At 43.0% G+C, this 16042-nt stretch carries 11 protein-coding genes; 3 read left to right on the forward strand and 8 right to left on the reverse strand.

The features are described 5' to 3' along the window. Positions 1-36 precede the first annotated feature (36 nt). The 3 genes from ACZ5O6_RS10695 to ACZ5O6_RS10705 form a co-directional block, all read right to left on the reverse strand. On the reverse strand, positions 37-1482 hold the full coding sequence (locus ACZ5O6_RS10695; protein ID WP_447091571.1) for a hypothetical protein: 1446 nt from the start codon (positions 1480-1482) through the stop codon (positions 37-39). A 189-nt stretch (positions 1483-1671) separates the two neighbouring features. Continuing rightward, positions 1672-2373 carry an alpha/beta hydrolase gene (locus tag ACZ5O6_RS10700; protein ID WP_447091570.1) on the reverse strand — a complete coding sequence of 234 codons (702 nt, stop codon included), beginning with the start codon at positions 2371-2373 and terminating at the stop codon, positions 1672-1674. Next, positions 2282-2722, reverse strand: a complete 441-nt coding sequence (locus tag ACZ5O6_RS10705; protein ID WP_447091569.1) for a hypothetical protein — start codon at positions 2720-2722, stop codon at positions 2282-2284. The genes ACZ5O6_RS10700 and ACZ5O6_RS10705 overlap by 92 nt, the downstream gene beginning before the upstream one ends. A 202-nt stretch (positions 2723-2924) precedes the next feature. Here ACZ5O6_RS10705 and ettA point away from each other — a divergent pair, with 202 nt between their 5' ends. After that, positions 2925-4589, forward strand: coding sequence for an energy-dependent translational throttle protein EttA (gene ettA, locus ACZ5O6_RS10710; RefSeq protein WP_447091568.1), 1665 nt, complete (start codon positions 2925-2927; stop codon positions 4587-4589). Positions 4590-4795: 206 nt separating this feature from the next. Further along, the gene (locus ACZ5O6_RS10715) at positions 4796-5200 is read left to right on the forward strand and encodes a PilZ domain-containing protein (RefSeq protein WP_447091567.1); all 405 of its coding nucleotides are present in this window, start codon (positions 4796-4798) and stop codon (positions 5198-5200) included. On the opposite strand, the gene ACZ5O6_RS10720 is transcribed toward ACZ5O6_RS10715, so the two are convergent. Then, complete coding sequence (locus ACZ5O6_RS10720; RefSeq protein ID WP_447091566.1) at positions 5194-6168, reverse strand: general secretion pathway protein GspB; 975 nt, start codon at positions 6166-6168, stop codon at positions 5194-5196. The genes ACZ5O6_RS10715 and ACZ5O6_RS10720 overlap by 7 nt on opposite strands. 22 nt (positions 6169-6190) lie before the next feature. After that, complete coding sequence (locus tag ACZ5O6_RS10725; RefSeq protein WP_447091565.1) at positions 6191-7972, reverse strand: AAA family ATPase; 1782 nt, start codon at positions 7970-7972, stop codon at positions 6191-6193. Positions 7973-8249: 277 nt separating this feature from the next. Here ACZ5O6_RS10725 and ACZ5O6_RS10730 point away from each other — a divergent pair, with 277 nt between their 5' ends. Further along, positions 8250-10241: a diguanylate cyclase gene (locus tag ACZ5O6_RS10730; protein ID WP_447091564.1), complete on the forward strand. Its 1992-nt coding sequence runs from the start codon at positions 8250-8252 to the stop codon at positions 10239-10241. 42 nt (positions 10242-10283) lie between these two features. Here ACZ5O6_RS10730 and radA read toward each other — a convergent pair whose 3' ends face one another. From radA to ACZ5O6_RS10745, 3 genes are all read right to left on the reverse strand, one after another. Next, positions 10284-11675 carry a DNA repair protein RadA gene (gene radA, locus ACZ5O6_RS10735; protein ID WP_447091563.1) on the reverse strand — a complete coding sequence of 464 codons (1392 nt, stop codon included), beginning with the start codon at positions 11673-11675 and terminating at the stop codon, positions 10284-10286. A gap of 8 nt (positions 11676-11683) precedes the next feature. Further along, complete coding sequence (gene rnr / locus ACZ5O6_RS10740) at positions 11684-14266, reverse strand: ribonuclease R (RefSeq protein WP_447091562.1); 2583 nt, start codon at positions 14264-14266, stop codon at positions 11684-11686. A 402-nt stretch (positions 14267-14668) separates the two neighbouring features. Then, positions 14669-15964, reverse strand: a complete 1296-nt coding sequence (locus tag ACZ5O6_RS10745) for an adenylosuccinate synthase (protein WP_447091561.1) — start codon at positions 15962-15964, stop codon at positions 14669-14671. Positions 15965-16042 lie beyond the last annotated feature (78 nt).

Genomic DNA, 16042 nt, shown 5'->3' on the forward strand with positions numbered 1-16042 from the left:
GAGGGATAAGGCTAGCGCTTCTTGGATCTCAAATAGCTAATTGAGGTCCAAGAAACCTAGAGTGATTAAATTATTTAACATATCAAACGTTGCTGTATCCGTACTACCAAATGGGCTCATGTCTCCGACTTGCGAGAAATCTTCGTTAGTACCTGCCCCATTGCGAGTACGGATAATAAGATCAGTAATACCGTCACCAGAAGCGGTAAAACCCCACCCAGCGTCCGCTGGAAGTGCAGCCCGGCTAATATCATTATACCCTCCTTGTAAATCAAGCATGATGTAACTCTCACCGGGTGAACCATAGGGGTGATCGACAAAATGAAAATAAGGCAGTGCCTCGGCAGCAGTGATCGTACCATCGGTCAAGATACCACTTGGATCACCTGCCGCATTAACCGCTCCACGCAAAAGATCTGACAAATCGACAATATCAGCATCTGCATTAGTATTTACATCATCAACAATAAAGTCATGCAATCTAATGGATGTATAAGGCCCAACACCATCAATAGCACTGTTATTGGCTTCACGGCCATTAGCTGCCAAATTATCATAAGTGACGGTCAATGTATCTGACCCGCCAGAGACGTAAGCCGACTGATCACCAAGCCCAAGATCCACATTGCCATCATTACTACCATTACTCCAAACAGTAGCAAACCTATCACCAAAACCAATATCAAAATTATTTACCATTATGGTTTCATCTTCGACTGTAGTGACATTAATATTATTAACGCCTGCAGCCCTTTCAATGACCACATCAGCACTTCCACTTACAGTAGCTGTGGTTGTGGTTGTGGTTGTGGTTGTGGTTGTGGTTGTGGTTGTGGTTGTGGTTGTGGTTGTATTGTTGGCACTATTAATAACTTGTACCGGAGCATTAGCGTTTAAGCTAGTAAAAAGTTGGGTCGATGAATCAAGAAAGGTGCTAAAGCCACTAACTAAAATATTATCGCTACTAAAATCATCATCATGATTAACCGTAGGTATTTTTTCAGAACCATTACGCATGGTACGCAAGGGAATTAAATTCGAAACCCCACGCTCCTCAGCGGTAAAGTCTATAAGTATGCCTGAGGCTGACGGACTGCCTATATCAGGGAGTTTTAGTATAAATTCATCTGAAACAACAACGGGGTCATTAGGAAAAAACTCATTAAACATTTGAGCGATAATTAACGTAGGTTCCAAACCAACTTCTATGAGCTTGTCATTAGTAGAGTTAGACTTCAACATGAAGGTACTTTCAATAAATATGCGGTCAAACTCAATATAGCTTCCTTGATGAACAAGAGTCAATATATTGCTATAGAGTGGCTTAATAACAACCTGCGTTTTCGTTGAACAAACAATCACATCACCTTCAAAAACTAAAACACCTAACTTTGCAATAACCTTTTCACCGGTCGAACGAATAATGAGAGCATTCCCATTGCCCTTTAAATCATCCACTTTACCAATAACGTCGTCAAACATAAGATCCCTCATGCAGGCTAGCTTTTTGTCACCAATCTACCGTAATAACCATCAATAATCTATACCCATTCGGGCATTTTCACTCCTTATAAAATAACTTTAAAATCATGAGAGGGAGCTTACTTAGGAGCATAAAAATCTAAGGATAAGGTGATTAGCTTTAGACAGCAAAGACAATGACCCTTATGATCATTTCGAATCTATCCCTTGAAAAAAATCATCAATATCTTGGAGCACAGATAATCTATGGCGCAACGGAATAGATAGAGCCCCAACCGTCACTGCATGCCCAGCATTAGGGTACGAAATCATCCTTGCGCTCACTCCAACATCGCTTAACTCTTTAGCAAGCCTTTTGCTATTAAAAGGCTTAACCGTTGTATCATCACTGCCATGGAGTAATAATGCTGGTGGCGCTGATGCCGTCACAAAATTAATCGGCTGGGTACTATTAATATCTTCTGCTGCACTAAAGATCGCCTGTAAGCGAGAGCTGTTAAGTGGCAAAAAATCATAAGGGCCAGATAGCCCCACAAGTCCAGCTATTCTCTTTTGAGAAACACCAAGCTGCTCCAAATGCTGCGTATCTAACGCAAGTAATGCGGCAATATGCGCACCAGCGGAATGCCCCATAAGCACCACATTATCACTCGTATTATTGGCAACCCACCGAACAGCTTGGGCAGCATCACTCATAAACTCCGGAAATAAACCGTCAGGATATACTCGATAATCAGGGATAACGACTTGATAACCTAAGGCTGTAAAGGCTTGCGCAACAAAACGATAATCGCCTCTATCACCGGCTTCCCATGCTCCGCCATAGAAAAAAACTAAAGGAACCTCTGAATAAGTCTGAGTGAAATTTGCGGTGAGATAAAAATAAGTCATTTGAGGCGAATATTGAAGGGAATAGCGCGCTATTGGCGAAATATTCAACAAAAAATGGCGTGTTTTTAGCCAGCGAAAAATTACGCATGACTTGTTCAGATGTTCCTAAAGTTAAGCCCCGTGCATTCGATTGGGTAGGCGTATAAATATCTAGGCGCTGACGCGGTAAAGTACCATAGGCTTGATCAGCAGCTAACTCATACCCTTCTTTTGGGGTCACCCAGTCAACTAAACTAAATACGCAACCCTGCAAACCCAACATCATTGTCGCCAACAATCCTGCTTTCGCCGTACGTATCCGCATTAAACGACGTTTTGCAACCTCAGTGAGCTGGAAAAAATTAAACATGTTGATAATGACCGATTGCCAATCTAAAAGTGTTTCTTTATCTACGCATTGCAACGATATTGGTTTCACTGAAAGGAAGGAAGAATCTATCTCTGAGTTGCCTTCATACCGCAAACCGCTATCATAGTTAAACTTTTAAAGAGCATATCCGTGCCTTATGGCTCAATACGCTCACATTTATTGACTACAACAAGGTTTACTTATGGCTCAATACGTTTACACAATGAATCGCGTCGGAAAGGTTGTCCCTCCTAAGCGGGAAATCCTCAAAGATATTTCCCTGTCATTTTTCCCTGGCGCGAAGATTGGCGTGCTGGGTTTAAACGGTTCAGGTAAATCAACACTGCTACGTATCATGGCAGGTATTGACCAAGACTTTAATGGCGAAGCACGCCCAATGCCGGATATTAAAGTGGGCTACCTACCTCAGGAACCGCAGCTAAACGAAGATAAAAATGTGCGCGGCAATGTAGAAGAAGGGGTAAAAGAGGCCTTGGATGCACTCGCCGGATTAGACGCTGTCTATGCAGCCTACGCCGAGCCTGATGCCGACTTTGATGAACTCGCCAAACAACAAAGCCGCTTTGAAGATACCATTCAAGCATGGGACGCACACAATCTAGACAACAAACTAGAACAAGCGGCTGATTCACTTCGCCTACCCCCTTGGGATGCGGAAATTAGCAAACTATCCGGTGGTGAAAAGCGTCGCGTCGCTCTATGCCGTTTGTTATTGTCTCGACCCGATATGCTGTTGCTCGACGAACCGACTAACCATCTGGATGCGGAATCGGTTTTTTGGTTAGAACGCTTTTTACAAGACTTTAACGGAACCGTCGTTGCGATTACCCACGATCGTTACTTTTTAGATAACGCCGCCGGCTGGATTTTAGAGCTTGACCGCGGGCATGGCATTCCCTACGAAGGCAACTACTCCACTTGGCTTGAAACCAAAGAAGCCCGCCTTGCACAAGAATCTCGCGCCGAAGCCTCTCATCAAAAAGCCTTAAAAACAGAACTAGAATGGGTACGCCAAAACCCCAAAGGTCGTCGAGCAAAAAGTAAAGCCCGACTACAGCGCTTTGATGAATTGCAATCACAAGAGTTTCAAACGCGTAACGAAACCAACGAAATATATATTCCCCCGGGTGAACGCTTGGGTGACAAGGTTATTGAATTTCACAACGTTGTTAAAGGTTATGAAGATCGCGTACTGATTGATAACCTAAGCTTTACAGTCCCCAAAGGGGCGATAGTGGGTATTGTCGGTGGTAATGGTGCCGGTAAATCAACCCTATTTCGTATGATTAGCGGCGCAGAAACCCCCGACAGTGGTGAGATTGTCATGGGCGAAACCGTTAAAGTCGCCTATGTTGAGCAAGGGCGCGAAAACCTCGATGATAATCTCAATGTATGGGAAGCAGTATCGGGTGGGGCAGATATTTTAACCATCGGCAGCTATGAAGTGAGCTCTCGCTCTTATGTGGGTCGCTTTAACTTTAAAGGCTCTGATCAGCAAAAACGCGTGGGCGACCTATCCGGTGGTGAACGTGGTCGCTTACATTTAGCTAATACCTTAAAACAAGGAGCCAATGTATTACTACTTGATGAGCCCTCTAATGACTTGGATATTGAAACATTACGCGCATTAGAAGATGCACTGCTTAACTTCCCCGGTTGTGCATTGGTGATTTCTCACGATCGCTGGTTTTTAGATCGTATCGCAACCCATATTCTTGCCTACGAAGGTGATAGCGAAGCGGTATTTTTTGAAGGTAATTATACAGAGTACCACGAGGACTTATTGCAGCGTAAAGGTGATAAAGCGCAACCACAGCGCATGAAGTACAAGCCAATTAAAAGCTAGGCTATTATGTAGCCTCAGGCCTTGTGCTTGAGGCTACATACCTATCCGCTCAGCCCTCACCGATCGTCTATTTACCACCTCTTCATCGCAACACACTACTGTACGCAGCTTATCCAACCTTCGTCTATACTCTAGTAAAGTAACAATCAAACCAATGAAACGCGTGCTAATGCAGATCACCTAAGGCAAGCGGTGGCGGAGATGACATGTCAACCTTATACGACCCTAACGACAAAAATGATAGCGAGAAACGCCGATTCACACGCGTAGCGTTTGTCAGCCATATTTCACTGAGCAAAGAAAAAGAGAACTTTCAATGGGAAGGAACCGTCGTTGACATATCATTCAACGGCATATTAGTGAATATTGACACCGAATCATCAATAGGGGAAATGGGAGCCATTATTAACGCGACCATCCATTTTGAGAACGATGCACGCATTGATGCCACACTCCAATTCGCTCATCATCACGACAAATTCTACGGCTTTAGCTTTCACGAAATAGACTCAGACAGCCTAATGCATTTGCGACGAATAATAGAACATAACCTAGGTGACAGCTCAATCTGTGAACGAGAACTACTCACTCTCTTTCGTTATCATCAGTGAGGCGTCCAATTGCGCATAGCAGGTAAAGAAAAAACCACGCCTTCGTAGCTGAGTATCAATTCATCCTCGGCGATCTTCTCAATATAAACGCCATTATTCATACGCTCACCTGAACGCCGCTTAGCACCATTAAGAATCACAAAACCGCTTTTATTATCAGACGCATAAATATGTGCGCCGTAATTTATTTCGGGTATGTTTTTCTGAAACATACGATCTAAATCAAAGATACTGGTAATATCTAAGCGTTCTTTTTCTGCGCTATTTGTTTTTGCTACGCTGCTCTCGGCTTGCTTTTCAGATACAGCCTTCGGCAGAGACTTGCCACTACTTTTATCGGAAACGTTCGCACTTAACTCTTGATTATTTTCATACAACGATTGTACTAAGGGCGAACCCGTTGATTTTTTATAAAGTGCCGAAACAGCAGCATTAGATTCGCTTTTCTGTTGATCATTTTTTGTTATAGCACTTTCATCAATAACAATACTTTCATCGACAACAATACTTTCATCAACTAGCGCCTTGGCCGGTGACTTTAGCAGGTTATCATCGTGCGTGGATTGAACAACCGGAGTTGGCGCACCACCTATTTGACGGAAACTATTCTCATTATTTACATTCGCTTTTTTGCGCTCGCGATCTATTTCTGTTCGCATCTGCCGACCATCGATGCTGACATGCGTATTATCAAAGGTATGCGTTTCCGACATCACCCCACCACTAGTAGATGATGCATCAAATGGTGAAAAATAGAATAAGCCACCTGCGCCTAATAAAAATAATAGGACAAAAATTATGCTGAATAACATAAAACGGCGATGCTTTTTTTCATCATCAACAGTATGACGAAAAAAAGAGTCGTCCACTACATATGCCGAACCCATTACCTGTTCAGACTTTTCGTCAGACGTGCTTTGCCTACGTTCCTGCTCTGATTTTTTTAATGATTCTAATATATAAGACATGAATTATTCAGAGGTTCCATAATCACTTTTTAGTATTTTTCAACGTCATAGCGATACCTAGATCATCATTGAGTTGCAGTAATGTTTCAACACCCGCTTTGCCATCTTCCTTTAGCTGATAGCTTCTCTGAAACAAACGAATACGCTGTTCTAGGCGTGAATTATAAACTCGCTTTGTTAGTACCGCATCTTGTCGATCCAGCGTTGCAAACGCATTAGCCAACCAATCTATCAACGTTGCATTAGAATCCTTATAAATATAACGTTTAAAACCCAAGGGGGCTTGCCATAGAAAAGTAAACTCTCCCAACCAACGATCTTTTAATTGATCTAAAGCAATATCAACCGTAGCATTTTCTTCGCTTGAAGATAAAGTGACCGCATGCGTACTATTAATACCAACCACCGTTAAGTAATGAGGTTTGCCTTCATGTAAAACAGATACAATAGCGGGGCGATTATACTTTTCAAATAATTCCCATTCGGCATTACTCTCATTACCGCAACGCCACAAACTCAATATCAATTGGTCACATACGTTTTGACTGGGCTGGTAAACTGGCAATGGGTTAACCAAGCGATTAATTAACGACTGCAAAGCTAATGCTTCACTCGTGTAATAGGTTGGCTCTCTCTGAGCCACAGGCTCGTCAATTCTATCCACTTCAGTCAAAGGGCTAGCCGCGGCTAAGGTATCGACTTCAGGCAATAGATAAACAAAGCGAGAAGGCGCTTCTATAGCAGGCTCATCAATTTTGTTCACTATCGGCGCCGGAGCAGAGTGATCGGTAAAAGAGACAGCGTCAAACCATAAGCCAAGCTGAGAAAGATAATGGTTTCTTTCTGCCGAAAAAGAGGTAAGAAAAACACCCAAAATAGTCAGCATCGCACCCAAAACAAAAATTATTTTCCACGCGCGAAAATGCTTTTTTCGAGTAGGAGTATATAAGGGGCGACCAACAGTATGTGGAATATAATTACCTTGGACTTCTCGGTGAGCTTGATTAAGTAATTTAGCCGTCACCGTCGATGAGTGGTTGGCGTAAGCCCCCAATAAAGCACGATCACAAATCACATTCACCAAACGAGGAACACCCTGCGTCATCGAAAACAATTGTTTTATGCGACGAGCTGAAAATAATGCCGTATTGCCGACAAAACCGGCCGCGCTTAATCGGTGTGCAATGTAATCTTTTACCTCTGGCAAACTAAGCGGGTAAATATGGTACCGCGCTGTAATACGCTGAGAGAGTTGCGACATATTAGGGTGGGCTAACATATCGTTAAGCTCAGGCTGCCCTACTAGAATAATTTTAAGTAACTTTTGTCGGTCAGTTTCTAAATTCGTCAACAGACGAACAAACTCCAGCACTTTAGGCTCAAGCTGTTGCGCCTCATCAATTAAAAGTACGGTATTAATACCTTGCGCATGATTCTCTAGCAAACGCGTATGAATTTGGTCAATGAGCCGCCGTATTCCCTGAGTTTCTTCCTTGCTATTCGGATTAACCAAATGAATACGCAGCTCTTTGGCTATTGCGATCAGAAGCTCTACCCGCCCCATACAAGGCGTTAAGATAAACGCCACTTGGGTGCTATTGGGTAATTCACTCAAAAAGCGTCGGCAAACGGTTGTTTTACCCGTACCCACATCACCTGTTAATAGCACAAACCCTGCCTCACTCTCTATACCGTGATAGAGATGAGCCAAGGCTTCTTGGTGCCGCTGAGTCATAAATAGATAACTCGGGTTAGGCGCAATAGAAAAGGGGGGCTCGCTGAGGCCAAAATACGAATAATACATGGCGAGTATTCTACTGGCGATTGACCCAATTTACGAATTAATCCATCAGTGCTTGGCTATTAGATAGAAAAGGAAGAATAGCGCAGCAGAGATTTTTTTAGCAAAATGAAAACGTTATCATTTATCTTCTCTGATACTGCACATAACAGATATTCTTATCTATACTTTATATTACGCTGTTAATGGTGACAGTGTTAAGAAGCAAGCCGGCGTACTTTCTGAAACATACGCCCAATTGACAAGATTGTATTTTATTCCCCCTCGATTAGGGCACATTATGTCTGCTTTTAGACGCCAAATTTCTCTTTTGGCTTTATACACTGCTATATTCATGGCAATTAGCTACCCAACCCACGCTTGGGCGCTTGAAAAAGTCGCATTGCAGCTTAAGTGGTTCCATCAATTCCAGTTTGCAGGCTATTACGCTGCGCTTGAAAAAGGTTATTACAAGGATGCCGGGCTAGATGTTTCGATTATAGAAAGATCGCCTAAAATCACTCCCCTTACCGTCATTTTGTCTGGGCAAGCAGAATATGGGATCTCTGATTCTAGCTTAATCTTAAATCGGCTCAATGGAAATCCAATCGTTGTACTCGGTGCAATATTTCAACATTCACCATTAGTACTCATGACACGAAAAGAAGATGAATTAATTAGCCCCTATGAATTAAAAGGCAAGCGTGTCATGCGTCAATACAATATCGATGATGCCTCGCTAACGGCCATGTTCCATGCATTAGATATAGATGAAAGTGACATTATTCATGTACCACATACCTTCAAGGATAATGATTTATTTTTAGGGAAAGTCGATGCGATGTCAGCCTATTCGAGCGATCAACCGTTCTTAGCTAAAGAAAAAGGCATAGCCGTTAATATTATCAACCCTATAAACTACGGCATTGATTTTTATGGCGATATGCTTTTTGTCAGCGAAGCAGAAATGTTGGCTCACCCGGATAGGGCAATACGCTTTTTAAATTCCAGCATTAAGGGGTGGCGCTATGCACTAGAAAATAGCGAAGAAATCATACAACTTATTTTAACTAAATATTCTTCAAAAAAATCAGCGGATCATTTACGATTTGAAGCTCAAGAAATTAAAAAAATCATTCGGCCCGATTTAATAGAAATAGGCCACCTAAATAAAAAAAGATTTGAGCGCCTAGCTGACATTTATCGTGCTGAAAAACTTACCGACATAAATGCATCATTAGCGGGAATTGATTATCGCGATCACATTAATCCGACCAACAAACTCTACAACTGGTTGTTTTGGCTAGCAATGGTCATTATGACTGCGCTTATTGCACTAACAGTATTAGTGACGATTAACCGGCGCCTTACACAAGTTATTGTTTATCGCACTGGAGCGCTACAATCCAGCAAAAAGAAATTAGAACACTATATCAGCGTTGTTAATCAGTATGTCGCCACGTCTACCATGGACACCAAGGGTTTAGTTATTGATGTATCCGATGCCTTCTGCACTATTACAGAATATGACAGAGATGAACTCATAGGAAAGCCACATCTTATTAGTGGCCATTCAAAAAACAGCGAAGAAAAAAACAAAGACATTTGGCAATGCTTAATATCAGGTGAATCTTGGCATGGCGAAATAGAAACTCAATCTAAAAATGGCCACCCCATTTGGCTAGAGGCCAACATCCAACCTAATGCCAATAAACAAAATGAAATTAGCAACTATACGTTGATATTGATAGATATAAGCGACAAAAAACGCATTGAACAGCTATCGATTACCGATAAACTAACGGGTTTATATAATCGCTTTAAATTAGACAGCGCCCTAGCTTTTGAGCTCTATCGAGTAAATCGAACGCAAGAAAAAATTTCTATTGCCATGATTGACATCGACTTTTTTAAAGACATCAACGACAACTACGGCCATATCATCGGTGACAAAATACTGGTGCATATTGCGAATATTATTAAACAGTCATCACGCTCTTTGGATGTTGTTGGGCGGTGGGGAGGGGAAGAATTTTTTATTATATTACCCTCAACAGATTTAGACGGTGCTTACGCACTAGCGAGCAAAATCTGTAAGAATATTGAGGATAGCGTATTCGATGACATCACTGTAACCGCCAGTATTGGCGTAGCATCATTTCACTTAGGTGAGCAAGCAGAAGATTTTATCAAAAGAGCCGATGACGCCTTATATTCTGCAAAACATAAGGGCAGAAATCGAGTAGAAAGCAATCAAGAACGAAAAGTACATTACCTTAGCGATCATACGTAACATAATAAGCCTTATCATTGATCGACAGGCTTCACTCAAAAACTATAAATTATCAACAGCATCCAAAGCGTCAGATAAATTTTTAACCGCAATAATATCCATGCCCGCTATTTTTTGCCGTGGCGCATTCCCCACAGGAACGATCGCTTTTTTGAAACCATGCTTGGCTGCTTCACGCAAGCGCTCTTGGCCGCTAGGAACAGGGCGAATTTCTCCTGACAAACCTACCTCACCAAATACCATTAACGTTGGCGGTAATATACGGTCACGAAAACTGGAAACGATAGCGAGCAATAATGCCAAGTCAACACTGGTTTCAATAATCTTTACGCCACCGACAACGTTCACGAAAACGTCTTGATCACCCACCATTAAACCGCCATGACGATGTAAAACAGCCAATAACATATTGAGCCGGTTTTGATCTAGACCCACCGCGACACGCCGAGGGCTACCACCGTGACTATCATCAACAAGGGCTTGAATTTCAACGAGTAATGGCCTCGTCCCTTCCCATATCACCATAACCACAGAACCGGAAGACACTTCTTCGGCACGCTGCAAGAATATAGCGGATGGATTACTGACTTCACGCAAGCCTTGCTCAGTCATCGCAAATACGCCGAGCTCGTTCACTGCACCAAAGCGGTTTTTATTACCCCGCAACGTGCGATAGCGCGAATCATTTTCGCCTTCAATTACGATCGAGCAATCAATCATATGTTCCAATACTTTTGGCCCGGCTAAACTACCATCTTTAGTGACATGCCCCACCAAAATCAAAATAGTGCCTGACTGTTTAGCAAAACGCGTTAAATACGAGGCGCTCTCTCTCACCTGTGTCACACCACCGGGCGCTGATTGCACCTCTGGCATATGCATCACCTGAATGGAATCAATCACCATAATTTTTGGCTGAATCGTTTCTGCAGTAATACACAGTTGTTCAACATTAGTTTCAGATAACATATTCACATTTTGTGATTGCAGGCCCAATCGTTGAGCGCGCATCGCCACCTGCTGCAATGATTCTTCACCGGTGACGTAAAGCGTGGTATTGGTTTCGGCTAAATGACAAAGTACTTGCAACAATAACGTCGATTTTCCTGCGCCTGGATGACCACCAATGAGTACTACTGAGCCAGAGACTAAACCACCCCCTAACACACGATCAAATTCTTGAGTACCACTACTAATGCGCGGCACATCCTCTAGATTAATTTCTGATAATGTCTGAATTTTATTATCAGCGGTGCCGGCATAGCCTTTACGTGCAGTCGTTGCCGGCGCATTCGCGGCACTACTTTTACTGGCTTGCGCAATACGCACTTCAGATAGACTATTCCATGCCCCACAGCTCGTACATTGCCCTTGCCATTTAGCAAAGTCGTCGCCGCATTCGTTACATACATAGGCTGTTTTATTCTTTGACATATAATGGATTACTTCGCTTTACGCTTGCGAACTGTACGCTGACTGGATGATGGTTTTTTCGAACTGGGTTTTTTAGTCGCTATTTTTTTAGCCATCTTTTTGGTAGTGGTTTTTTGGGCCGTTGATTTTTTTGCCGTTGGCTTTTTCTTTTTAGCCGGTTTTTTCACATTATCTGAAGAGACTGTTTTTTTCTTCACAGGTGTAAAGTCACCTCGGCGAATTTTTTCACGTTCGGTTATTACCTCTGATTCTGATGTGTTTTTTTCACGCGTATCTGGCTTACGGCGACGACGTTTTTTTGCTGCAGATTTAACAACATCAACTAATTCAAAATCGACTTTTCGATCATCTAATTTAACGGCAGCGACTTGCACTTGCAATTCATCACCCAAGCAAAATACTTGGCGTGTGCGCTCACCGACTAAACGATGATGCGCTTCTTCATAGCGATAGTAGTCGGATGGTAATGAGGTAATGTGTATAAGACCTTCAATATAAACATCAAGTAATTCAACAAATACACCAAAGTTGGTCACTGCTGTAATAACACCTGAAAAGACGCTGCCAATATGATCTTGAAGATACTCACACTTTAACCAGCTTACAACATCTCGTGTCGCATCATCAGCCCGACGCTCAGCCATGGATGTTTGTTCACCTAAACGCAACATATCCTCAATTTTATAAGGATAAATATGCTTTTTGGCAATCACTTTGGCGCCTTTTACCCGCTGCACATGATCGGAATATTGGCGGCTACGCACAACATGACGAATAGCACGATGAGTTAACAAATCGGGATAACGGCGAATAGGCGAAGTAAAATGGGTATAAGCTGAATAAGCTAAACCAAAATGCCCTTTGTTCTCTGGGTGGTACACTGCTTGGCTCAAGCTGCGTAACATGACAGTTTGAATCACTTTAGCATCAGGTCTATCGCTAATACGTTCTATCATTTGTTGATATTGTTTAGGATCAGGTTTGACCTTGGCGCCAAAATCTAAGCCTAATTCAGCTAGGAAAGTATTTAAATTTTCTAACTTTTTCTCTTTAGGGCCATCGTGTACACGATACAGACCATCTAACTCATGCTTTTCTAAAAATTTAGCCGCGCAAACATTCGCGCAAAGCATACATTCTTCAATCAGTTTGTGGGCATCATTACGCTCAACGGGAATGATCTTTTCAATCTTTCGCTGATCATCAAATAAGATTCGCGTTTCAGTGGTTTCAAAATCAATCGCACCACGCTTTTCACGTACACGGCGCAACACACGATAAAGGCTTTCTAGCTCATCAACATGAGGAACTACAGCCTGATATTGCTCACGCAAAGCAATACCATCACGATGCTCTTCACGACTGTCATCCCCGTTATTTTTATTGGACTTGGCCGTAAGCATTTTTCCTACTTTGGTGTAAGTCAGGCGCGCATGCGAATGAATAAGCCCTTCGTAAAATTGATAACCACTCACGCGACCTGCTGCACTAATAGTAATTTCACACACCATTGCTAAGCGATCAACATGAGGGTTTAGTGAGCAAAGGCCATTGGATAATGCTTCCGGTAACATGGGCAAGACGAAATCAGGAAAATACACCGACGTACTACGCACTTCCGCTTCTTTATCGAGCGCACTCCCTAAAGCAACATAATGTGATACATCTGCAATAGCAACATACAGTTTCCAACCGCCTGACTTTTTGGTCTCACAATAAACGGCATCATCAAAATCCCGCGCATCTTCGCCATCAATTGTGACAAAAGGTAAATCCCGTAAATCGACCCGGCCTTGTTTATCCGCTTCGTTAACCTCATCAGGTAATTGGCTTGCTTGAACCTCGACCTCTGCCGGCCATTGATGGGGTAAATTATGCGCACGAATCGCAACATCTATTTCCATACCCGGCGCCATATGATCACCCAAGACTTCGACAATACGACCCATCGCTGGCGATTGACGACTGGGATATTCAATAATATCGACAATAACAAATTGATTATTTTTTGCCTCTAGCGTGTTGCCTTGGGCAATTAGTACATCTTGGGTAAGACGAGGATTATCCGGCTTAACATAACCCACACCTTTATCATTAAAATAGCGTCCAACAATTTGTTGCGTGTGACGTGCAAGAACTTCAACAATTTTTCCATCTTTACGGCCACGCATGCCGTCAGGCGCTAAACGCACGAGCACTTCGTCACCATCAAACACTTGTCGCATTTGTCGATAGGGCAAATAAATATCATCGCTATTATCTGCCGGAATAAGAAATCCAAAACCATCTTTGTGCGCTTGAATACGACCTCGAATTAAATCGAGTTTGGAAACGCGAGCATAGGCTTGTTTACGGTTACTGTGTACCTGTCCATCGCGCTCCATAGCAAATAAACGTCGACGCAACGCTTCTTTTTGATCAACATCATCAAGCGATAAAGCAGCCGCTAACTGGGCGTGAGTTCTTGGCCCTACCGCCTTGTCGAGCACATCTAAAATGCATTCACGGCTGGCGATGGGCTTATCGTATTTTTTTGATTCACGCTTAGCGTGAGGGTCGACGATTTTCTTTTTATTTTTTTTTGCAGTCATTGCTGTCACTTTGTAGCAACTGGCCACCATAAGGTAGCGAGTCTGATTAGGAGGCTAAAACGAGGCGCCGAATAATATTTCAGCTTTTTGGACTATACCTTAGAGGGGGGGAAACATCTATCGCGCGAAAAAAGACAGAGACTCGCGACTACAGAATGCAGCCGCGATCATTTTACTTATTAGACCACTGCTGTCCCGTTAACTTTTAAAACATGGATTCGCTGCTTATGGCTGTGGCCTTCACCAGCATGGATGCTGGTGTAGAGCTTACATGGACGTACTCGCAGCGTGCTACAGCCATAAACAGCGAATCCATGTCTGGCACTGGGTTGAAACACTGAAAATCAGATAAATACTGGCCTACCTAGCAATAGGAAAAATTTTAATGAGGTAGCAGTATTCTTACACATTAAACGGATGACGCAATACAATCGTCTCTACACGATCAGGGCCCGTAGAAACAATATCCACCGGAGCACCCACCAATTCTTCTAAGCGTTTAATATAAGCGATAGCATTTGCAGGCAGATCATCCATTGACTGTGTACCGAAGGTGGTTTCACTCCAGCCCGGCATGGTTTCATAGACAGGTACGATGTTATCCCAACCTGCGCTATCAAATGGCACACTAATCGTTTCACCGGCGGCGTTTTTGTAACCGGTACAGATATTGACAGACTCTAAGCCATCCAGCACATCCAGTTTCGTTAAACATAAACCCGATATAGAGTTGATACGAATCGCATGCTTAACTGCTACAGCATCAAACCAACCACAACGACGCTCGCGCCCTGTTGTCGCACCAAATTCATGGCCTTTGACACCTAGATGCTGACCAACATCACAAGATAATTCAGTAGGAAACGGCCCTGAACCAACACGCGTGGTATAAGCTTTAGTAATACCCAATACATAATCAATATACATGGGCCCCATACCCGAACCCGTTGCCACACCGCCAGCGGTGGTGTTTGATGATGTCACGTAAGGATAAGTCCCGTGATCAATATCGAGTAACGAGCCCTGCGCACCTTCAAACAAAATACTTTGATCAGCTTCACGCGCGGTATGTAGCGTATCGGTAATATCTAATACCATGGGCTTTAATTCTTCAGCCCATACGAGAGACTCGGCCAATACGGTATCGTAATCAACTGGGGCTACGCCGTAATAATTAACGAGAGCGAAGTTATGATATTCCATGACTTCTTTGAGCTTTTCTGCGAAGGATTCGGGGTTAAACACATCACCCAAACGCAAGCCTCGACGAGCGACTTTGTCTTCATACGCAGGTCCAATGCCTCGACCAGTCGTCCCTATTTTATCGTTACCGCGTTTAATTTCACGCGCCTGATCAAGGGCGACATGATAAGGAAGAATCAATGGACAAGCAGGTGATAAACGTAGGCGCTCACGAACGGGCACACCGCTCGCTTCTAAGCCTGCCATTTCTTTGAGTAATGCATCGGGGGCAAGTACTACGCCATTACCAATCATGCATTGCACACCATCACGTAAGATCCCTGAAGGGATAAGGTGTAATACGGTTTTTTTGCCATCAATTACTAATGTGTGGCCGGCATTATGCCCACCTTGAAAGCGCGCCACTAACGACACTTGATCTGTTAGCAGGTCGACGATTTTGCCTTTACCTTCATCACCCCATTGAGTGCCGAGTACGACGACGTTTTTACCCATAGTTTTTACCCATTACTGTTGTCTTTTCATCGAGCGTTTTAGTCTAACTTTTTAGCCAAACTGTTTCGTCGAAACTTG

Source organism: Eionea flava, assembly GCF_055393785.1.